This is a genomic window from Alteromonas sp. 07-89-2 (assembly GCF_013113925.1).
GTDB lineage: Bacteria > Pseudomonadota > Gammaproteobacteria > Enterobacterales > Alteromonadaceae > Alteromonas > Alteromonas macleodii.
Genome location: NZ_VTYM01000039.1, coordinates 1 through 22,323, shown reverse-complemented (window position 1 = coordinate 22,323; position 22,323 = coordinate 1). Strand labels below are relative to the sequence as shown.

16 protein-coding genes are annotated in these 22,323 nt (G+C 45.0%); 10 read left to right on the top strand and 6 right to left on the bottom strand.

The window, feature by feature from the left end; translation table 11 throughout:
* Window positions 1–152 precede the first annotated feature (152 nt).
* The 4 genes from F0261_RS18510 to F0261_RS18495 all read left to right on the top strand — a co-directional run bounded on the left by F0261_RS18510 (window position 153) and on the right by F0261_RS18495 (window position 7,238).
* Window positions 153–1,388, top strand: coding sequence for an efflux RND transporter periplasmic adaptor subunit (locus F0261_RS18510; RefSeq protein ID WP_039236077.1), 1,236 nt, complete (start codon window positions 153–155; stop codon window positions 1,386–1,388).
* Window positions 1,385–4,519 carry an efflux RND transporter permease subunit gene (locus F0261_RS18505; RefSeq protein WP_171338633.1) on the top strand — a complete coding sequence of 1,045 codons (3,135 nt, stop codon included), beginning with the start codon at window positions 1,385–1,387 and terminating at the stop codon, window positions 4,517–4,519. The genes F0261_RS18510 and F0261_RS18505 overlap by 4 nt, the downstream gene beginning before the upstream one ends.
* Window positions 4,520–4,566: 47 nt before the next feature.
* Complete coding sequence (locus F0261_RS18500) at window positions 4,567–6,729, top strand: prolyl oligopeptidase family protein (protein ID WP_171338632.1); 2,163 nt, start codon at window positions 4,567–4,569, stop codon at window positions 6,727–6,729.
* Between the two features lie 152 nt (window positions 6,730–6,881).
* On the top strand, window positions 6,882–7,238 hold the full coding sequence (locus tag F0261_RS18495) for a hypothetical protein (protein ID WP_171338631.1): 357 nt from the start codon (window positions 6,882–6,884) through the stop codon (window positions 7,236–7,238).
* Window positions 7,239–7,332: 94 nt separating this feature from the next.
* Here the strand turns inward: F0261_RS18495 and F0261_RS18490 are convergent, their stop codons facing one another.
* Both F0261_RS18490 and F0261_RS18485 read right to left on the bottom strand, forming a co-directional pair.
* Complete coding sequence (locus F0261_RS18490) at window positions 7,333–9,579, bottom strand: TonB-dependent receptor (protein ID WP_014949729.1); 2,247 nt, start codon at window positions 9,577–9,579, stop codon at window positions 7,333–7,335.
* Window positions 9,580–9,841: 262 nt separating this feature from the next.
* Window positions 9,842–10,831, bottom strand: coding sequence for a GlxA family transcriptional regulator (locus F0261_RS18485; protein WP_171338630.1), 990 nt, complete (start codon window positions 10,829–10,831; stop codon window positions 9,842–9,844).
* Window positions 10,832–10,973: 142 nt separating this feature from the next.
* On the opposite strand from F0261_RS18485, the gene F0261_RS18480 reads away from it, so the two are divergent.
* The 4 genes from F0261_RS18480 (at window position 10,974) to F0261_RS18465 (ending at window position 14,942) form a co-directional block, all read left to right on the top strand.
* The gene (locus F0261_RS18480) at window positions 10,974–12,776 is read left to right on the top strand and encodes an acyl-CoA dehydrogenase (RefSeq protein ID WP_171338629.1); all 1,803 of its coding nucleotides are present in this window, start codon (window positions 10,974–10,976) and stop codon (window positions 12,774–12,776) included.
* Window positions 12,777–12,852: 76 nt separating this feature from the next.
* On the top strand, window positions 12,853–13,620 hold the full coding sequence (locus F0261_RS18475) for an SDR family NAD(P)-dependent oxidoreductase (RefSeq protein WP_168534194.1): 768 nt from the start codon (window positions 12,853–12,855) through the stop codon (window positions 13,618–13,620).
* A gap of 76 nt (window positions 13,621–13,696) precedes the next feature.
* Window positions 13,697–14,458 (top strand): SDR family oxidoreductase, encoded by a 762-nt coding sequence (locus F0261_RS18470; protein ID WP_014949725.1) that lies wholly within the window; start codon window positions 13,697–13,699, stop codon window positions 14,456–14,458.
* Between the two features lie 25 nt (window positions 14,459–14,483).
* On the top strand, window positions 14,484–14,942 hold the full coding sequence (locus F0261_RS18465) for a YaiI/YqxD family protein (protein WP_014949724.1): 459 nt from the start codon (window positions 14,484–14,486) through the stop codon (window positions 14,940–14,942).
* A gap of 104 nt (window positions 14,943–15,046) precedes the next feature.
* Here F0261_RS18465 and F0261_RS18460 read toward each other — a convergent pair whose 3' ends face one another.
* The 4 genes from F0261_RS18460 to F0261_RS18445 form a co-directional block, all read right to left on the bottom strand.
* Window positions 15,047–15,298: a hypothetical protein gene (locus F0261_RS18460; protein WP_014979487.1), complete on the bottom strand. Its 252-nt coding sequence runs from the start codon at window positions 15,296–15,298 to the stop codon at window positions 15,047–15,049.
* A gap of 86 nt (window positions 15,299–15,384) precedes the next feature.
* Entirely contained in the window at window positions 15,385–17,550 is a 2,166-nt protein-coding gene (locus tag F0261_RS18455; RefSeq protein ID WP_171338628.1) for a S46 family peptidase, read from the bottom strand.
* Window positions 17,551–17,836: 286 nt separating this feature from the next.
* Window positions 17,837–19,027 (bottom strand): aromatic amino acid transaminase, encoded by a 1,191-nt coding sequence (locus F0261_RS18450; protein ID WP_171338627.1) that lies wholly within the window; start codon window positions 19,025–19,027, stop codon window positions 17,837–17,839.
* A 147-nt stretch (window positions 19,028–19,174) separates the two neighbouring features.
* Window positions 19,175–19,957: an NRDE family protein gene (locus tag F0261_RS18445; RefSeq protein ID WP_171338626.1), complete on the bottom strand. Its 783-nt coding sequence runs from the start codon at window positions 19,955–19,957 to the stop codon at window positions 19,175–19,177.
* 241 nt (window positions 19,958–20,198) lie between these two features.
* Here F0261_RS18445 and F0261_RS18440 point away from each other — a divergent pair, with 241 nt between their 5' ends.
* Window positions 20,199–20,834 (top strand): 1-acyl-sn-glycerol-3-phosphate acyltransferase, encoded by a 636-nt coding sequence (locus F0261_RS18440; RefSeq protein ID WP_014949719.1) that lies wholly within the window; start codon window positions 20,199–20,201, stop codon window positions 20,832–20,834.
* A 97-nt stretch (window positions 20,835–20,931) separates the two neighbouring features.
* A complete protein-coding gene (locus tag F0261_RS18435; protein WP_171338625.1) occupies window positions 20,932–22,173 on the top strand; it encodes a cystathionine gamma-synthase family protein in 1,242 nt (413 codons plus the stop codon).
* Window positions 22,174–22,323: the final 150 nt, after the last annotated feature.

Sequence of the window (22,323 nt, the reverse complement as noted above, 5' to 3'; positions counted from 1 at the left end):
ATCTTAAGTGGGCACAATAACCACAAATCAGTACACTAGTGTTGAAACAATAATAATAGATTTTCGTGGGTTATCAGGTGGTATGTGAAAGTGCAATAAATCGTTGCGTCCGTTTCACTCGCGTGGATTTCCTTCGTTCCTAGGGATAGTAAATGAAAAACTCCATCTTGATGAAAAGTGGCATTCCACTAATCATAGTTTTGGTCGCGTTTATCGCCGCGACAGTCATGATCAAATCACGTAAGCCACCAGAGCAAGTACCCGTGGAAATTCCAGCTTTTTTGGTTGAAGCGAAAGAAGCAACAGCAGAGGCCGTGAGCTTTATCGTAAAATCTCAGGGTAACGTTGTTCCACGAAATAAAACTGCGTTAAGTGCGCAGGTCAGTGGCCAAGTAGTGAGTTTGTCTGATGTATTTATAGCTGGCGGTACATTCAAAAAAGGGGATGTGCTGGCAACACTTGAACAAGATGATTATCGCACGGATCTTAAGCTTGCAGAGGCTGAATTAGCTCAAGCGCAAGCAGCGCTTCAAGAAGAAATAGCTCGCGGCAAAGTAGCAGAGCAAGAATGGCGATCGGTGAGTAGCGTTGCACCGCCTGAGTTGGGTTTACGTAAGCCGCAACTGGCAAAAGAACAAGCAAACGTTAAAGCTGCAGAAGCCAAACTAGAGCGTGCAAAACGCAACTTAGCAAGAACGCAAATTACAGCCCCTTATAATGGCATTGTGGTTGAACGTAATATTGACCTGGGTCAGTTTGTATCAATGGGCGCAGTACTTGGTACAGTGTACTCCACCGATACTGCAGAAGTCAGGCTGCCTATTACTGACAGCGATTTAATGTTTATCAATATTGCAGGACAATCCAATGACGGCGCTCCGGTTTCGTTAACGGCCTCTGTGGGCGGTGTGAAACGTACTTGGGAAGGTAAACTGGTGCGTTCAGAAGGTATTTTAGATACAGGCAGCCGAGTAGTATATGCCATTGTGGAAGTACAAGATCCTTACAATCTGAAATCTTCACACAATGCCCCCCTTCGTTTTGGTCAGTTTGTAGAAGCAGAAATCACGTCTCGTCAGAATGAAGAATTGGTGGTGTTGCCTCGTAGCATTTTACGTTTAGACAATACCGTACTGACTGTTAACGATAATCGTGAGATTGAAATAAAGCCTGTTGAGGTTGCGCGTACAACCGCTAAAGAAGTGTTTATTCGTTCTGGCATTGAGCATGGAAGCCTGGTAGTGAGAAGTGCCGTACCAAACCCGTATAATGGCATGAAGGTTCGTCTACCAGGTGATGAGCCAGTGCTATCTGATGCCGCTGAATCGGATGCTAGCGAAGATAACGATAAAGTAGAGAGCACGTCCACCGAAGGTGAAAGCGAATGAGCCGTATTGATACCAATAAAGGGCTTATTGCCTGGTTCGCTCGTAACAGCGTAGCTGCAAACCTTCTGATGTGGTTGCTTGTAGTTGGCGGATTATTTGGTGCCTTCAGTATTCAGAAGCAAGTATTTCCCAATTTCGAGATAGACGTTATTAACGTTCGCGTACCGTATTTGGGGGCCGCACCTCAGGAAGTAGAAGAGGGCGTACTGCTTAAAATTGAAGAGTCAATTAAAGACCTAGAAGGTATTAAGCAGCTTAATTCCACAGCCGTTGAAGGTATGGGTACGGTAAGTATTCAGGTGGAAGAAGACTATGATGTTCAATCTTTACTTGATGAAGTAAAAGTTCAAGTTGACGCTATTCCGAGCTTCCCCGCAGACACTGAAAAGCCCGTTATTTACCGTCAAAAAATACAACAAGACGTAATTTGGCTCTCGGTTTACGGTGACGCGTCTGAACGGGAGTTAAAAGAGTTTGCCAAAGATTTGCGCGACGACATTGCTAACCTACCTGGTATTTCAAGTGTTCAAGTTGTTGGGGCAAGGGACTATGAGATTTCCGTTGAGCTTTCGGAAGTCGATTTGCAAAAATACAACCTTACATTCGCCGATGTCGTTGCGCGTTTAAGTCAAACCAGCGTCGACTTACCTGGCGGCTCAATTCGCACTGAAAATGGCGATATTCTGCTTAGAACGAAAGGGCAAGCCTATACAGGCTGGGATTTCTCGCAGATTGTTTTAGTAACAAACGGTAACGGCACGCGCGTGACATTAGGTGATGTGGCGTATATCAACGATGGTTTTATTGAAAATAACCAATATGCGCTATTCGACGATAAACCCGCTGTTAGTTTGCGAGTGCGTGCGGTAGGTGATCAAAACGCATTAGAAATTTCTGAGCAAGTTAATACCTATATTGAGAGTCAGAAATCGGAATTTCCGGCGCATATTGAAGCTGATACGTGGGGCGACAGTTCGTTCTACTTAGCTGACCGACTCAACATGATGCTGGAAAACATGTTCTTCGGCGCGCTGCTGGTTTTCTTGGTACTTTCTTTATTTTTAAAAATTAAGCTCGCGTTTTGGGTCATTGTGGGCTTGCCGGTTTGTTTTCTTGGCACCTTGTTAGTTATGCCGCTAGATATGGTTGGCGTGTCTATCAACATGCTTAGCCTGTTCGCGTTTATTCTTGTGCTGGGTATTGTGGTTGACGACGCCATTATCATGGGGGAATCGGCGTATTCTGAAATAGACAAAAAAGGCCATAGCGCTGAAAACGTGATAGCGGGCGTCAAAAAGGTTGCTATGCCAGCAACATTTGGCGTGTTGACAACCATTGCCGCATTCTCGCCCATGCTGATGGTATCTGGACCGTTTGGAATTATTTGGAAAACCATCGGTATGGTGGTTATCGTGTGCCTTATTTTCTCGCTCATTGAGTCCAAACTAATATTGCCGGCTCACTTGGTACACATGAAGCTTAAGCCTTACGATCCTGAAAAGGCGAATAGATTTCAAAAGTTCCGAGATTTCTTCAGCGAAGGTATTAAGACGTTTATAAACAATAAATACGCGCCATTTTTGGCTACAGCTGTACGAAATCGCTACACCACGGTTGCTGTGTTTATGGCTATGCTGATCCTCACAGTAGGCCTGTTCGGTGGTGGTATTGTACGTTTTGTATTTTTCCCGAATATTCCTAGCGATTTTATGATTGCAAGTTTCGAGCTTGAGCCAGGCTCATCGCTTGAACAGCGTGATAATGTACTGACTACGCTTCGCGAGGCCATGCACCGCATGGACGACAAAGTAGCTGAAGAGTCGGGTGAAAACGTTATAAAGCACGCCATTGCCTTTGATAATGGCAACCTTGGGGGAGAGATTTTCGCAGAGCTTACCAAAGGTGAAACGCGTACGCTGACAGACTTTGAAATTCAAGACATGTGGCGTCAAGAGTTACCAGAAATCCCAGGTGTTAAGTCGTTTAATATTAGCTCTCCGGGTGGCCCTGGTGGCGGTTCAGACCTGAGCTTTGAATTTAGCTCAAGCGATATTAAGGCCCTTCGTTCGATAAGTGATGAACTTAAAGAAGCGTTGGATAAATACGAAGGTGTTACCGACATTAACGACACCTTCTCAGGCGGAAGCGAAGAAATTCAGCTAGCACTGAAACCTCAGGCTGATGCGCTAGGTATTTCTTTGCGTGATTTAGGTCAGCAGGTTCGCTTTGGTTTCTATGGTGCGGAAGTACAGCGTATCCAGCGTGACGATGAAGAAATCAAAGTAATGGTGCGTTATCCGAAAACGGAACGTAGCTCTATAGAGCACCTTGAAAACATGCGTATCCGCGCGCCAAATGGACAAGAAATTCCATTTGAGCAGGTGGCGACATTTACAGTTGGTCAGGGCTTTGATTCAATTATTCGTGTCGATGGTAAACGCTCGGTAACCGTAACTGGTGCAGTGGATAAAGCGTTGCTTGACCCGTCAGAAGTAACCAATGATGTGATTGAAAATTTGATGCCGGATCTACTAGCGCGGTATCCCAAGGTGGACTTCCAGCTTCAAGGTAACTCGAAAGAGCAGGCTGACGCTATGATCAGCCTAATGCAGGGGCTTCTATTTGCGCTCTTTGCCATTTACACCTTGCTTGCTATTCCGCTTAAATCGTACAGCCAGCCGTTTATTATTATGTCGGTTATACCTTTTGGTATCGTAGGCGCCATTGTGGGGCATTTGGTGTTAGGTATGGCGGTAAGCGTACTTTCTATCTGCGGTATAATTGCGTTGTCTGGGGTTGTAGTTAACGACAGCTTGATCATGGTGGATTTCGTTAACCGTGCGCGCAAAGAAGGCATGTCGCTAATGGATGCTGCTATTAGCGCAGGTACTCAGCGTTTCAGAGCAATTATCCTCACCTCACTAACAACGTTTATGGGGCTTATGCCAATTGTTTTTGAGCGCAGTTTACAGGCTCAAGTTGTGATCCCAATGGCTATTTCATTGGCCTTCGGTATTTTGTTCGCCACGGTGATCACCTTGCTGCTTGTCCCAGCGCTGTACCTTATTTTAAATGACCTTAAAAGCGTGTTTAAAGGTCGAAAACATACGCAAGTTACGACAGAAAGCTAAATAGAAAATGCCGGTTGAAACCGGCATTTTTCGTTTAAGGAATAAAAATGAAGAAAAATCTAATATACGCTGCCATAGTAGCGGCATCAGCAGGTTTAACCTTGGCGTGTACAAGCTCGTATACCGAATCTACTAGTTCAGTGCAAGGTGAATCACAAAGTGGCGGCATGCCAAAAGTGTCCGACTATCCAGAAACCAAAACTGTGACTCAGCAAGACAACTATCATGGCACTGTAGTGAGCGACCCATACCGCTGGCTAGAAGAAGAAAAGAGCGAAGAGGTAAGTGCTTGGGTTGAGTCTCAAAACACCCTTGCTCGTCCTTACCTGGCTGAATTGCCCTCTAGAGAAAGATACAAAGAACGTCTAACAGCGCTGTGGGACTACGAAAAATACTCAACACCATATATGGTAAACGGCAAGCTGTTTTATTCTTATAACGACGGCTTGCAAAACCAATATGTGCTTTATATGGCTGACGGCGTTAACGGTGAGCCTGAAGTACTGATTGACCCAAATACATTGAGTGAAGATGGCACAGTGTCTATGGCGTCAACTGAACTAAGCCCTAAAGCCTCGTTCTTGGCCTACATGCTTTCTGACGGTGGTACAGACTGGAAAACTATTCACGTTCGTGACACCAGTAAGAAGTCGGATTTAACTGACACTATTAAAGGCATTAAGTTTTCAAATATCGCGTGGTTGCCCGATGAAAGCGGCTTTTTCTATTCACGTTACCCCCAAAATGAAGCTGGTAAGTATGATGATAGCCAAACCGTATCTATCTATTTTCACGCAATAGGTACAGCGCAAAGTGAAGACAAAAAGGTTTTTGCGTTTGACAATAAACCTACATGGAACCCTTATCCTTCGGTTGTTCAAGATGGCAAAACACTGCTCATTTCTGTGTTCGAGGGATATCAGGCGAATGGTGTTTATGCTAAATCGCTGGTAAATGATAACAGTGAGCTCGTTCCGGTTTTCGACAAATGGGATGGCCGTTACGACCTAATTGGCGAGCATGACGACGAGTTATTTTTCACATCTACAGCAAATGCCCCTACAGGTAAGGTTATTAAGGTTGATTTCGATGGTGGCGTTAAAGCAACGGAAACCGTAATTGAAAGTACATCTGATACCTTGTCGAGCGTTTCACTATTGGGTGAAAAACTTTTTGCTCAGTATCTAAAAGATGTAAAAGGGCAGGTAAGTGTATTTGATTTAAACGGCGAGAAAATAGATGAAATTGCGTTTACTGATATTGGAAGTGTAAGCGGGTTTTACGGAAGCAAAAATGCCGATACAACGTTCTATAAACTTACGGGATTCACAAATCCTGGCCAAGTATTTGCGTACGACGTAAAAAGCGGCGAGTCATCATTATTTAAATCCATCGATACCGGTGTTAATTATGATGATTACGAAACAAAGCAAATTTTTTACACCAGTAAAGATGGAACAAAAGTTCCCATGTTTATCGTGCATAAAAAAGGCTTGAAGCTAGATGGAAATAATAAAACGTTACTGTACGGGTATGGTGGTTTTAATATTTCACTGCTGCCCCGCTATTCAGTATCACGCATGGTATGGGTAGAGCAGGGCAATGTACTGGCCATAGCTAACTTACGTGGTGGTGGTGAGTATGGGCAACAGTGGCACAAGGCTGGGACTAAGTTAGATAAGCAAAACGTATTTGATGACTTTATCGCCGCGGGCGAGTATTTGGTTGAAAGTGGCTACACCACGCCTGAGAAAATGGGTATCCAAGGTGGCTCGAATGGCGGTTTGCTTGTTGGTGCGACCTTAACACAGCGCCCGGATCTCTTCTCTGCTGCCTTACCTGCAGTCGGCGTGTTAGATATGCTTCGCTATCACACACCTAGTGCAAATGCGCGAGCATGGTCCTCTGATTATGGGTTAAGTGAAAACAAAGACGAATTTGAAGCGCTTTATGCTTATTCGCCACTTCACAACACTAAGCCCGGCACGTGCTACCCGGCTACATTAGTCACTACAGGTGATCACGATGACCGTGTTGTGCCGTGGCACAGTTATAAGTTCGCGGCGCAATTACAGGCAGATCAAGGCTGTGACAACCCAGTTCTGCTTCGCGTGGAAACCCGAGCGGGACACGGTGCAGGCACACCTACATGGATGCAAATAGAGGGGTATGCTGACCAGTGGGCATTCCTAGAATCAGCCCTCAATTAAGCTTTTTGACAACGACTAAACAGGAGCCGCTTGAATAAGCGGCTTTTTTGTTTGCATTTTAAACAAATAACCATATACTGTATAAATATCAGTATGGTTTATTTCGAGTCTCATCTTGGTTCGCTGATTAGCGCAACATTTAGGAGATAGTTATGCAAACAGGTATTAAAGCGGTCGACCAGCTTATTTTAAAACATGGCATAATGGCTGATTTAGGTTCAGATACGTTTCAGCGCCGTAGTCGCTTAACTGGTGGCGATGAGCGTGCAAATGCACTGCCTTTCTGTATGTATCAAAAAGTGGCACATGCCCCTTTGTCTCATCAATTCACGGTGCATCACTTTTATATGCCGGGTAGTAAAGGGAAGCTGGCGAGCTTTCTGTTTAATGAAAAAGGGCAGTTGATCGAGCAGGTCTACTATCAGAAAGTAGCGCGATGGGTGGAAGTGTGTAGGAAATTACAGCAGCTTGTGCAAATGCCTACATCTGATATTCATATGGCGGCGTAACAGATAAAAAAAGCGGTAACGTTTCTCAACGTCACCGCTTTTCTACTAAATAGATAGGTAGCTACAATGGAAGAGAGTAGCTACTTAACTTTTCTTAGTAATATGTGTACTTAAACTCAACACCCCAAATACGAGGTTCGTTTACAATACCCGTTAAGTTTGCAAAGTCGATTGCACCTTTAACGTTGTCTTCGTCTGTTATGTTACGACCGAATAGCGCTACCGTGTAGTTGTGCGCAAAGTTCTCATAACCAATGCGTAGACCGCCTTCGAAATTGTCGTCTGTAGTAAACTCAACCGCTTCATATAGGAAGATGTTGGTTTCACCTTGGAACGCCCAATCAGTAAACACGAAGAACTCACCGTCATCACCCATAGGGATAGTGTAACGTGCAGTGAAGTTAAAGATTGATTCAGGTGCTTGCGGGAAAGGGTTTCCGTCAATGATTGCATTGAATCCATCTGGGCGCTCATCAGTTACTGTACAGTAGCCAGTGAAGCCATCAGATGCGCTTGTACCACAAGGTGCAACCGTTAGAGAATCATCTTTAATTTCAGTGTGGTTGTAGCTGTAGCCAGCAGTAAAGGTAAGTTCGTCAGTCGCTAGCCATTGAGCGTCTACTTCAAAACCATAAGCTTCACCTTCGTCAGCATTCACTAGCGCAGTAAAGTTGTTACCACCACCAATGGCCGAGAACTGCATGTCATCAACGGTATAGTAGAACGCAGCAGCGTTTAGACGTAGCGTGTCGTCGAATAGGTCTGACTTAATACCCACTTCAAAAGAGTTGATCGTTTCTGCGTCTGCAACTGAAGGTGCACCTTCAAATGCGACGTCACGACCTTGGATAGTTTGCGCTCTGAAACCATTAGCATAGCGAGCAAAAACAGACATGTCGTCAGTTACACGGTAGTTTGCACTTAGTTCAAAGCTTGTTTGACCGTCATCTACATTGATATCGTCATAATCTTGAACAGATGCAATACCTAGAACAACGGCAAACCCGTCAACGTTTTGTTCGCCAACAACAAGAGATTTCTTGTCGTGAGTGTAACGGATACCACCAGTAACATTTAGCTTGTCGTTAACTTGGTAAGATGACTGACCGAATACCGCCCATGTTTGGTTTTCATGGAATACCGTAGTCGCGCCAAAGAAACCGTCGATGCTGGTTACGTTGAACGATGCATCGTAATAGAAAGCACCTACTTGCCAGTTCATTGGGTCGCTGGTGTTGCTTGCTAAACGAAATTCTTGCGTGTACTGCTCTAGATCGTCAAGATTATCTTGAGTTACAAAGTTTTGTGAAGCAATCGCGTCGCCGTCGATGTCGCCAAGGCTTGAACCTTCAGCGGTTTCGATTGCAGAGATTGAAGTAAAGGTTACATCGTCCATGTCGTATTCTAGTTTAAGTGATGCACCTAAACCTTCATAAGACTGTGGGTTGTTATCTGTACCGTTACCTTCTAGATCGCCGTCGTAGCTTACTGTTTCGCGGTCGTAGCTATCGTTAAGGTCATTGCTGCCTTTATTAAAAACGTTTCCACGGAAAATTGAAGCAGTACCGTCTAAGTCGCGGCCGTGTACGTTGAGAAGTGCAGAGAAGTCCGCTGATGGCTCCCAAAGAAGCTGCAAGCGCCATGCTTTCTCATCGAAGCCACCAAGTGCGTCGTTTTGACCTGTTGCTGCGTTGTCGATGTAATCATCACGCTCTTGTGACAATACAGAAAGACGGGCAGAAAGTTCGTCAGTAAGACCGCCGCTAATAGCGCCTTCAAAGTTCATTGTACCGTATGAACCGAAGCCTGCTTTCGCGTAACCTTCAACGTCTTGGGTTGGTTTTACTGTATCAAATTTGATGATACCAGCAGTGGTGTTTCGACCAAATAGTGTACCTTGTGGGCCACGAAGTACTTCAACTTGCTGAACGTCGAAAAGCGGGAAGCTTTTAAGTACCACGTTTTCCATTACCACTTCGTCCATGATAATAGAAACAGGTTGTGATGCAGCAAGGTCGAAGTCGGTGTTACCTAGACCACGAATATAAAAACGCGGTGCAACACGACCATTTGATGACTCAGCATAAAGGCCAGGTACGCGAACCGCTAGAGCAAGAATATCTTCACCGCCAGAGAATAGGCTTTCGAATTTCTCACCGCTTAACGTCGCAACAGAAATAGGCACTTCCTGAATTGACTGAGTACGCTTTTGCGCAGTAACGGTAATCTGTTCAAGTGAGGCTTCTTTTTTTTCTGTCGTCGCGGCCTCTTGTGCAAGAACTGAAGAGCTGAAAGCAGCACTAACGGCTAACGCTAGTGTGGCGATTTTGTGTGTTCTCATGTTTCCACCAAGATGATTTTAAATTTATACTTTTGTAGTGTTTTTAGCACAAAAATTAACAATCTATGCTTGGCTCTGCATTTTACACAAACTTTTACATAAAAACTTCAAATTTGTGCAAACCAAGGCATTTTTCATCGAAAATGCACAATATTAGTTAGATTGAATATAACTAAAAAGCCTGTGTGCACAGGCATGGAACATCAAACTTAATAGAGAGATATTTTTTGGTGCAAGTAGTCTACTAACCATCTAAATCAAATTAGCCTCGCTTGAATTTCGCTCGGTATTGAGAAGGTGATAAACCAGTCATTTTTTTAAATAGTCGAGTGAACGAGCTAAGGTCTTCATAGCCCACAGCGCTAATCACGCTCTCTAACGGCATACTAGAGGTTTCTAAGAGCTTTCTCGCGTGCTCAATGCGCACCGACTGTAAATACTGACCTGGCGTAATATCACACGCGCTTTTAAATCGGCGTATAAGTGTGCGTTCGGTCATATTATGCCGTAGTGCTAATTCGCTTAGTGTACATTTATTTTGTACGTTCTTTTCCAGAAAAGACTGTACCGCTTTAATGTCCTTGTCTGAGTGAAATCGTCGCTGACGACTGCTGGCATAAATAGTTTGGCTTGTTCTGGACACATCCAAAACGTGGGATTTTGCCGTATCGCTCGCAATCTGATGACCACAGTAGCGTTCTATCAACAAGATAGATAAATCAATCCACGCCATGCCGCCGCCTGCACAAAACACCATATCGTCTTCAGTAACCATTTTCTCGGGTTGTAAGTTTACGGCAGGGTACATGGCCTTAAATTTATCTGCATATCCCCAATGTGTAGTGGCAATTTTATTGTCCAATAATTCAGATTGGGCCAAAAGGAAAGTGCCGGTGCAATTGGCGGCAATGTCGGCCCCCATTTTCTGCAGACGCCTTATGTGTACAAGCAGAGGCGCTGTGCTTTCTAGCACTTCATCAATATCGCCACCAATGGTGGGAATTAACAAGACATCAGTATGTGAGACTTCTTCGATGGCGATATTGGGCTGTAGAACAACTTGATTAGAGCAAAGAATAGGCTGCCCATGGTGACTGGCCAACTGTACTTTGAACTGAGGGTTGGTTGGTAAGTTGTGTATTCGCTGCCAACTAATACCTGCGAAAGCAAATACATCGAGGGCTCCTGTAATGGCAGATGCCAAGGCCTGGTTAAAGCCGAGTACGGTAACGGTGAACTTGGTGTCATTCATAAAAATAATTCGAGTTATAAAATAAGATAAAACTCAGTGATTGTTGGCGTGATTGACCATTATTGTGTCATTAATGACAATAATGGCACGATAACGAATATGACACAATGTGTTAACAAGTTTTCGTAGAGGACAGGACACCATGGCCGATCAACTTATTCCCCGCCGTGAAATGCAATTTCAGCTGTACGAAGTATTAAACACCGCAGCCTTATGTGAAAAAGCTCGCTTCGAAGAGCACAATGTAGAAACCTTCAACGCTGTTATTGATATGGCCGAGAAGATGGCAGAAGAGTTATTTCTTCCTCATAATGCCGTTGCTGATAAAAACGAGCCTACATTCGATGGCACTAAAGTCTCTATGATTGACGACGTTAAAGTGGCCTTCGATACTTACAGAGAATCGGGCTTTATCGCGGGTCACTTCGATCTTGAAGATGGCGGTATGCAGCTTCCTGTTACCGTGATGAATGCCTGCGCGGGCTATTTTTTAGCGGCAAACCCATCGTCAACCGCTTACCCTTTCTTAACTGCGGCGGCCGCCAATGTCATTAAACACTTTGCCTCCGAAGATATCAAAAGTGCGTTTCTATCAAAAATGCTAGCGGGTGACTTCACTGGAACCATGGCACTTACCGAGCCCCATGCCGGTTCGTCACTTGCTGATATTCGTACATCAGCAAGGCCGCAAGATGATGGTACGTACCGAATCAAAGGCAGCAAGATTTATATATCAGGTGGTGAGCATGAGCTTTCTGACAACATCGTACATTTGGTGTTGGCGAAAATTCCAGGTGGTCCAGCTGGTGTAAAAGGCATCTCCTTATTTGCTGTACCTAAATACCGTCTCGACGCTGACGGCAATCCAGATGTGCGCAACGATGTAACCCTTGCTGGCCTTATCCATAAAATGGGCTACCGAGGTACAACTTCAACCGCACTAACCTTTGGCGAAAATGGTGACTGCCACGGCTACCTGATTGGCGAGCCGCACCAGGGTTTGCGCTACATGTTCATGATGATGAACGAAGCACGCATTGGCGTGGGCTATGGTGCTGCCATGATAGGGTATCGCGGGTACCGTTACTCACTAGAATACGCAAAAGATCGTACCCAAGGTCGCACTGCGCCTAATCTTGCGCCAGAAGACGAGCCTACACCTATTATCAATCACGGTGACGTGCGACGTATGTTGCTAGCGCAAAAGGCCTACTGTGAAGGCGGTATGTCCCTCTGCTTGTACGGCAGCATGCTCATCGATGAGATGGAAACGGAAACTGACAGCGAAAAGCGCACCGAACTTTCTCAGCTTTTAGATCTTTTAACACCCGTGTTCAAAGCATGGCCTTCGGAGTTTGGCCCTAAAGCCAACGATTTGGCAATTCAAATTCTAGGTGGTGCGGGCTACACCCGTGAATATCCTGTTGAGCAGTGCTGGCGCGATAACCGCTTAAACCCAATTCACGAGGGCACGAATGGTATTCAGGCGCTAGACCTGCTGGGAAGAAAGTTATGGCAGCATGACGGCAAAGGTCTTCAGGTGCTGCTTTCTCGTGTAACAAGCGATATGAAGCGCGCAGAAACGCCAAGAGCACAGGCGCTAGCTGTAAAATTAAAACCATACTTAGACCAGCTTGGCGGTTTAATACAACAAGCTGCGGCTGACCTGCGCTCTGATAAACAGCCTGTTTTACTAACTAACGCGAGCTGCTTTTTAAATATCTTTTCAAGTTGTGTGGTGAGCTGGATTTGGCTACGCCAAGCAAATGTTGCCGAACAAACACTTGCTAAGGGTGCTGGCGAGCAAGACGTTGACTTTTACGAAGGTAAGTTAGCAGCTGCTGAATACTTCTTAAATTGGGAGTTACCGCTGGTCAGTCGTGATATTGAGGTTCTTTCTTCACGCGAGGCGACGTGTAACAACGTAAAAGCGAGTTATTTTTAATCGTTCAAATCAAAGAGCATGCGCAGTGACCAAAATTAACGGCGTTGCGCTTGTTCACTAAATTGGAGTACACCTAATGAATGTAGCTGCAAATGTTGAAGGTAAACATATTCTTATTACTGGTGGCGGCTCGGGTATCGGTGCTGCTTCGGCTCGCGTATTGAGTGCGCGTGGTGCAACAGTAGGCATTGCCGACTTAAACGAAGGTAATGCCAAAACACTGGCTGAAGAAATTGTTGCTGCAGGTGGCAAAGCCTATGCGGTGGCTGTGGATGTTACCGAATCGGCTCAGGTCAAAGCGATGTTCGACACGGCGCTTTCTCATAACGACAAGATTGACGTAATTATTAATAACGCGGGTATCGACCATTTTCCAGCTCCGCTAACTGAAGTCGATGACGCCATGTTTATGAAGAATATTCAGGTCAACTTAGCTGGCGTGTGGTATTGCATGAAGAACGCCCTTAAGCACATGACGACGACAGGCGGTGGTCACATCATCAATATTGCCTCTGTAGCTGGATTGCGGTCTGCGCCTATGATTAGTGCTTACAGCGCTTCAAAACATGGGGTAGTGGGGCTTACTAAATCGGCGGCAGTGGAATACGCAAGGGCGAACATACGCATAAACGCTGTTTGTCCAAGCTTTGTAGATACCCCTATGGTGCAAGGCGTTTTATCAAAATTGGATGAAAGAGGCCAAAAAGGGCTTATTGGCGCAAATCCAATGAAGCGTTTGGGTAAACCAGAAGAGATTGCTAATGCCATTGCTTGGTTGTGTAGTGATGAGTCGTCATTCATGACGGGTCAGTCAGTAGTACTCGACGGTGGTATGTTGGCCTAGAGCAGGCACCGCAACAAGCGTTAATAAGAGAAATTAAGCACAAAGCACTTTATCAGCAAGAATTAAGGATATGACAATGAAGAACCTTTTTGATTTAACAGGAAAAGTGGCACTGGTTACAGGTGCAAGTCGCGGTATCGGTGAGTCTATTGCCCGCTTGCTTGCCCAGTATGGCGCGCATGTAATTGTATCAAGCCGCAAAATTGACGGCTGTGAAGCCGTTGCTTCTTCAATTCGTGACGCAGGTGGAAAGGCGACAGCGCTAGCGTGTCATGTGGGTGAAATGGAGCAAATTACAGAAGCATTTAACGTCATTAAACGCGATTTTGGAAAACTGGATATTCTAGTAAACAACGCGGCAGCCAATCCTTACTTTGGGCATATCTTAGATACTGATCTTGGCGCCTACAATAAAACTGTAGACGTCAATATTCGTGGCTACTTCTTCATGTCGATTGAAGCTGGCAAAATGATGAAAGAGCAGGGTGGTGGCGTCATTCTTAACACGGCATCGGTAAACGGTGTAACACCGGGTGACATGCAGGGGATTTATTCTATTACGAAAGCTGCGGTTATCAGCATGACTAAGTCATTTGCAAAAGAGTGCGGTAGCTTGAACATTCGCGTTAACGCATTATTGCCAGGTTTAACCGATACTAAATTTGCGTCAGCGTTAACAACTAACGAGCAAATCTTGAAGCACGCGCTTAAAGTTATTCCACTAGGCCGTGTCGCTGACCCAGATGAAATGGCGGGCACGGTATTGTACTTAGTATCAGACGCTTCAACCTACACGACCGGCACGACAGTGGTGGTAGATGGTGGTATGCTAGCGTAATTAGATACAGTTACGAGATACGACCATGCATATATGGGTTGACGCCGACGCGTGCCCTGCAGTGATCAAAGACATTCTTTTTAAGGCAGCCAGACGTACCAAGCTGCCTTTGTCTTTGGTGGCTAACCATTCTATGTCTGTTCCACCAGACAAGCACATAACCTTAACGCAAGTGCCGTCAGGCTTCGATGCTGCTGACGATTATATAGTAGAGAAGTGTGAAGCGGGTGACTTGGTGATTACCAATGACATTCCATTGGCCGCTGATGTACTGGCAAAAAATGCACTAGCGTTGAATAATCGTGGTGAAGAATACGACAAGTCGTCTATCAAACAGATACTGGGCATGCGAGATTTCATGGAAACCATGCGCTCAAGCGGGGAACACACAGGCGGTCCAAAAGCCTTCTCTCAACGTGACAAACAAAACTTCGCCAACGCACTAGACCGACTCCTCACCCAAGGCCTCCGCAACCTCAAATAAAATAATGGGGTCAGAGTACATTTCTATAGCGCGATCTGATCAGCGAAAATATTGGAGTCAGAGTACTTTAAATACTGAAAAAAGTACTCTGACCCCATTGGGTTTTAGCAATCTCCACCACCGCCATCACTGCTACAAGATGAGCTTGAGCTACTGCTTGGTGTGTATATCGCTGAGGCGCCATCGCTTTGAGAGCCTGGCGTACCGCCGCGAGTCTTGGAAATAAACGTAATTAGGAACATCAACGCACATAGCGAAATAATAGCGATAGATGCTTTCCACTCACCGGTTACAGCTCCGCTATAACACGAGTACGCAGCCACGGCTAAGCTAACAAGCCTTATTAGTAACCTCATAACGATCTCCTTTTTACCGGAAGGCATTAGGGGGAAAATGTACTCTGCCCCCCAATTTAATGTACTCTGACCCCATTATTTGATGGTTATTTAACGATGGTCATCTCTTCTATGAGGTTTGTTGCACCGTCAACGTATTCCATTACCCATAGCATGTAGCGGCTGTCTACATGGATGGTACGGGTTGTTTTCGGGTCAAAATCCCAATCAGAATTAACACTCTCGAACGTACCGTCAAACAACAGACCGATAAGCTCTGCTTTTGCGTTAAGTGTTGCTGAGCCTGAATTACCACCTGTTGAATCTAAATCCGTCAGGAAGTTTACCGGCACGCTGTTAATAGCTTCTAGCTTGTAAGGTCCGTATTTCTTGTCCTCAATAAGCTCAAGCTGCTTTTTAGGAGAGTCGAAAGGTGTCTCGCCCGTGTCTTTTTCAGTAATACCTTCAAGACGAGTGAACGGCTCGTAAATCAGACCGTCTTTTGGCGAGCCGCCCATTACGTTACCGTAAGTGACGCGCAGCGTGCTGTTTGCATCTGGATAAGCAAGGCTGCCCAAAGATTTTTGCCACTCAATAATGGCACTCATGTATTTAGGGCGAAGCGCGGCAGCTTTACCGCTTAGCGTTTTGCTCTTATCTTCAATAGCCATCTCGGTATCGAACAGGGCAACCGCAAGTTTAATGAACGGGTCGTTGCTATTTTCGAAATCAGCGCGGCTTGCAGTTAACCATTTCAAACGTTCTTCAGTGTTAGTCAATGAAGTATTGTCGTAAAACGCCTTTAACTTCTTCTGAAGTGTTTTTCCGTCGGTATCACCATCAATGCCTACTGCTTTATCGAACGCGGCTACTCGGTTTTTTTCTGGCTGTTCAAGGTACATACTAATCATTTTTTGCCAAACGGCCTGATCAACGGCCGGGTCAAAGCGACGCTCAATACGCTCTACGCCTTCTTTCAGACGAATTTGATCGCGCTCCTGAAATCCAGATTCACGTTCTGTGTCCGGCTTTTCTTTTTCGATGGCATTGCGATAAAGGGTTTGGGCTGACGACAAGAGTTGTGCACGACTTAGGTTGTTGTACCAGAAGTTTTGCTTGTTCATTTGCATTTGTTCAGCACTAACCGCATCAAGATCGGCAAGTGCTTGCTTCATTTCACTCTTACCGTTTTTATCAAGCCACGCAGCTAGTTGCTCTTCACGCTCAGCGCGACGTGGAACAAGTCCAACGCGTTTAGCACCTGAAAGTTGGCCCAACGTATTTTTGTGGAAGTTGTTAAGACCCGCTAACAATGCTTCGTATTTGATACGCGCATCGCTGCCTTCTTCAGATGCACTTTCGATAGTCTTGATCCACGCGTCTACCAGTTCAAGGTAAGTGGGATATAACCAATCAAACGTGTACGATACTTGTGATAAACGCGCATAGCGGTTAGTCGAGCCAGGATATCCCGCTGCCATAACAAAGTCGCCGTCTTCAAGTCCAGCTGCCGAAACTTTTAAGAAATGGTCAGGTTTAAACGGCACGTTCTCTTCACTGTAATCAGCGGGTTTACCGTCTTTACCCACATAAGCTCGGTAGAAAGAGAAGTCGCCCGTGTGACGAGGCCACATCCAGTTATCTACATCACCTCCGTATTTACCAATTGAATCAGCAGGCGCGTAGGCAATACGCACGTCACGAATTTCCATTTGCTTAATTAGCTTATACTCAAGGCCTTGGAAAAATGAAGGCACAGAGCAGCGGAAGCCCGCTTCAGACTCACATTCTGCGATTAACGCCTTGCGGTTCGCTTCAATTAGGTCGTAGCGCTCGCGTCCTTGAACGTCATCGCTGATACCGCCAATGACGTTGTCGGTTACATCAGAAAAATCGACCGTAACGAACATGCGTGTACCCGGCGCGGCCGGCAGTTCTTCACCAATTTCTTTTGCTAGGAAACCATCTTTTAAATAGTTGTTTTCTGGGGTGCTGTTATATTGAACAGAGCCGCGCGCACAGTGGTGATTAGTAACGGCCAAGCCTTTGTCAGAGACAAACGATGCTGAACAGCCGCCTAATGAAACAATCGCGCCCATAGGAAACGCGGTTAGGTCGTTAATACTACTAGCAGGGATTGCTAAGCCTGTTTCTTTTAAATCGCCGGCAATTGAAGGGAGTTGTTCTGGCGTGAACATGCCTTCCTTAGCATTTACTTGCATTGCACTGCCAAGTAGCGCGGCAGAAAGACAAAATACACTTACTTTAGACATGGGTGATCCTTGTTCTTGTCGTTAATCTCATTGTTATAAGTCAGTCGTAATAAATACCAAGTTAACGTGTACGTCAACATTGTTATAGTGTAACGATTATATCCGGCTTGCCCTACTAAAAGGCGTATAACGCACCGCGTAAATTTGTTAAAAAGTGTGACTAACCGCTACTGACAGCGTAGTTGGGGCGTTCATCGCAGAAATAGGAAGACGGGTCATTTGAAGGCAATAAAAAAGGCAGGGTGTGAACCCTGCCTTTTGGATCTTAAGAATCAATAGTTCGTACTTAAAGCACTGATACCAATGCTTTAGCTAGTGTTTCTACGTTTTCTTGATTGATGCCCGCAATGTTCACGCGGCTAGAATCAACAAAATACACACTGTGCTTTTCACGCACTTCGCGTACTTGCTCTGGAGTGATACACAAGAATGAGAACATACCTTTTTGGTCGTTTACGAAGCTAAAGTCTTTAGGCGAGCCATTATCGTGAAGGTTTTGAACTAGCATTGCACGGAGTGATTTCATGCGATCGCGCATTTCGTTCACTTCAGATACCCACTCGTTGTTAAGTGCTTCGTCAGCTAGGATGATGTCTACCAACGCGCCGCCGTAGCTTGGTGGCATAGAGTAGATACCACGTGCGATTGATTGAATTTGACCCTGAGCAATTTTACGGGTTGCTGAATCTTCAGTGATAATGGCAGCTAAACCAACACGTTCGCGATAAAGGCCAAAGTTTTTAGAGCAAGAAGCTGCAACAATAACCTCTGGTAGGTTTTCTACCAACAAACGCATGCCGTACGCGTCTTCTTCTAAACCTTCACCAAAACCTAGGTAAGCCACATCGATGAAAGGCAGGAATTCGCGCTCTTTTGCTACTTCTAGTACTTCATCCCATTGTGCATTAGTAAGATCAGCACCTGTAGGGTTGTGACAGCAACCGTGTAGAAGAACGATATCGCCTTTTTCAGTTTTGCGAAGGGTTTCCATCATAGCGTCAAAGCGAATGCTTGCTGACGCTTTATCGAAGTACGGGTAGGTTTCGATTTTAAGACCCGCCGAGCCGATAAGTGGAATGTGGTTCGCCCATGTTGGGTCGCTTACCCATACTTTAGCGTTGTCGTTACAACGGGCAAGTAGTTCTGAAAGAATACGCAATGCACCGCAACCACCTGGAGCTTGAACCGCTGCAACGCGGTCTGCTAATAGAACGGGGCTAGTCTTACCTAATAGCAAAGACAACATACCGTCGATAAAACCTTGGTTGCCCTGAGGCGTGATGTAGGTTTTGCTAGTTTCTGTATCTAAAAGCACTTTTTGCGCTTTTGCGACACTTGAAAGAATAGGGGTATTACCTTGCTCATCTTTATATACGCCAACACCTAAATCGATTTTGTTTGGGTTGGTGTCTTCACGATAAGCAGCTGACAGGCCAAGAATTGGATCTGGGGCGAGATGGGGTAATACTTCAAACACGATATGTCCTCACGTTACGTTGGTATGCAAAAGATAGCAGGCTGGCATTATGCCACCGATGGTAGAAAAAACGACCCCTAAAGGTTGAAAATATTTCAATTAGTCGAGGAAAGAAAACGTAAACGAAAGTTTCATTTCAAAAACACCCTAAATTGAAAAAGAAAAAGCGCGGGTTTCTTGTGCTTCGCCTTTGTCTGAAAAGCGTCGTTCTTTCCAGGTCAGCGTATTGTTTTTATCTACTAATAGCAGTGTAGAGGTGCGTGTTCCGTATTTTTCGGATTGAATAAAAATGGAAGACAACGCTTTTTCCCACTCATAGCCTACACCCGTGTCGGGTAACAGGGCATCGTCGGCTTTATTGTCGTAACGTAAAATATCAAATAAATCTTCTTCATTAATGATGTTTTGTTTGGAAACATAATCGTTTAATGCGGTAACGCCCTGCGTGACTTTTGGCCAAGGTGTGGCAATATCCGCGTTAGACAAACCGTAGACACCAGTGTCGATTATGTGGGTCGAATTGTTTACGTTGTTGTAAACCTTAAGCGAATTTATATCTCCGAATAACAGGTTGTAGCCGTTGTATTGGTGGCGCTTTTTTTCAAGCGTTGCCAAGTATTGTGATTGTGCGACAGGCTTCATTTCGACTGGGTCGTGCTTCAGCCAGTTGGCGACTAATTCACCTCGCGATACCGCATTTTTATTGATGTTGTGTGGGTCCCTTACATTAGTAAGCGCTGCCACATATCCGTTACGCGTAACACCCATCCAGGTTCCATTAGCTTCTAAGTCTTGCCCGGCGAGTAAATGCGGGTGGCTTTTCCAGAATGAAGAAGGCGCTGTGGGCCTTGCGTAAAACTCATCCCGATTCGCAGCAATGATAAGCCGGTAATCATCCCGCATATTGTTTGCGATAAATAAAATACACATAGCTATACTAAGCCCATATTCTCTAAGAATTCAAAACGATGCATTGTTAACAATTGCGTTACAAACCCATTTTGATTACTCTTCGCCAAATTGCGCACACTATAACGTTTTACTCTGTTAATTAATATGCGGGTACAATATGGAAAGTAAAGCGCTTTTCGTTACGGCATTCCATTTCGAAGCCTCAGAAAATAAATTAGCGAATAGATAACCTAAGTGTAGTAAGCAGAGCATAATAATAATGACAAAAACCTCACACCCTCAAACCCACTCTCAACGGGCCAATAGTGTTAACGTTGGAGAGCATGTTCCTCGCAAGTGGCCCAACTGGTTGTCGTCCTTCGCTGCGTGGGTGCTGACAAAAAGGGGCTGGCGTGTAGAAGGTGAACTAATCAATCAGAAAAAAGCCATTTTAGCGGTAGCACCGCATACATCGAACTGGGACTTCTTTATTGGCTTGTTCGTGGTTTTTTCCTTTAAGCTAAACATTAATTTTTTCGGAAAGCACACCATCTTTGCGCCCCCTTTGGGCGCTATTGTTAAAAGGCTAGGCGGCATTCCTATAGAGAGAAGTAAAGCGCATGGGGTGGTCACGTCTATTGCAAATAAGATAAAGGAAGCCGATCAATTAATACTCGCGTTAGCGCCAGAGGGTACACGAAGCCCCATTTATCCATGGAAAACAGGCTTTATGCACATTGCACGAGAAGCCGAAATTCCTATACAAGTCATTGGGTTGGACTACGCCAGAAAGATGATTGTGTTGGGGCCAATTATTCAGAAAGTGACTAACATAGATGAACAAATGCAAACTATTTATACGTTTTATGATAATGTTTGCGCAAAATATCCTAAAAACTGCATTACAAAGCCATAATCATTTCTATTGAAGTGGTAAGTACGCAACCGTATCAACTCAGAGTACTGGTGCGCACTCGGCTCGGTCGCAAACATCTATTTTCGGAGCTTCACCCGTGACAAAATTGGGATTCACAACCCGTCAGGTTCATTCTGATCGCATGCTTAATACGCCTGAACATGGTGGTGTTCACAGCAGCACGTCTAATTCAGTTCTTTTCGAGTTTAAAGATGCGCAGGGCATCATCGATGCGTTTCAAGGTAAACGAGCTGCTCATGTTTATTCTCGTTCATCGTCACCTTCTGTGGCGGCACTGCAAAATATGCTTAATGATCTGGAAGGCGGTGTAGGTACCTTGTGTTACTCAACCGGAATGGCGGCGATAAGCAGCTCGTTATTTGCTTTACTCAAAGCCGGCGACCATTTAATTGTAAGCCAATACCTATTTGGTAATACGCGAAGCTTTTTTGAAACCATTAAAGATTTTGGTGTGCAGGTTACCTACACAGATGTGACCGACATTCAGCAAGTTAAAGAAGCTTACCAGCCAAACACAAAAGGCGTTTACACCGAAACCGTAGCTAACCCTGTGACACAGGTGGCCGACCTTCACGCCATTGGTCAATTCTGCGAAGAGAAGCACATGCTGTTTATGGTTGATAACACCATGACGCCACCCCCTGTTTTTTATGCTAAAGATATTAAAGCGTCGTTGGTGTTTTGCTCGCTGACAAAATACATTGCAGGTCACGGTAACGTTTTAGGTGGTGCTGTCATCGATACGGGTAACTATGATTGGACTAAGTTTAGTAACCTAAAACCGGCTTATCAGGTTGCAGATACTGCACAGTGGGGCATTACGCAAATTAAAAAGAAAGGTTTACGCGATTTAGGCGCTACATTGGCACCGCAATCAGCGACGGCCATTGCCCTAGGCATGGAAACCTTAGATTTACGTTTATCACGAAGTCAGCATAATGCTATGCAGTTGGCGACGTTCCTAGATAATCATCCCAAGGTATCTAAAGTCTTTTATCCAGGTCTTGCCGACCACCCTCAGCATTTCATGGCACGGGAATACCTAAACGACGGCTATGGCGCAATTTTGAGTTTTGACCTTATCGACGGTGCTGATCCCGTGGCGTTTTTAAACGAAATGAAGTTAGTTATTTGCGCCACGCACTTAGGGGATAATCGCACCTTAGCGCTACCAGTTGCGCCTACTATTTATTTTGAGAACACGGCAGAAGAGCGTGAGTTAATGGGTATTTCCGATACCATGCTGCGTATTTCGGTAGGTATTGAAGACACTCAGGATCTGATTGCAGATTTCGACACGGCGCTAAATACCATATAGATAAAATCTTCTTGTCTAGAAATACAAAAAAGGGGCGTTTGCCCCTTCAGATTGATGATAAACCCCTCTTTTTTCGGAGGGGGTTATTTTTTCTAGCAGCCGAAGGCTGCGATCGCGATATTTTTTAATAAGGCGTTTTTGTTTTAGTGT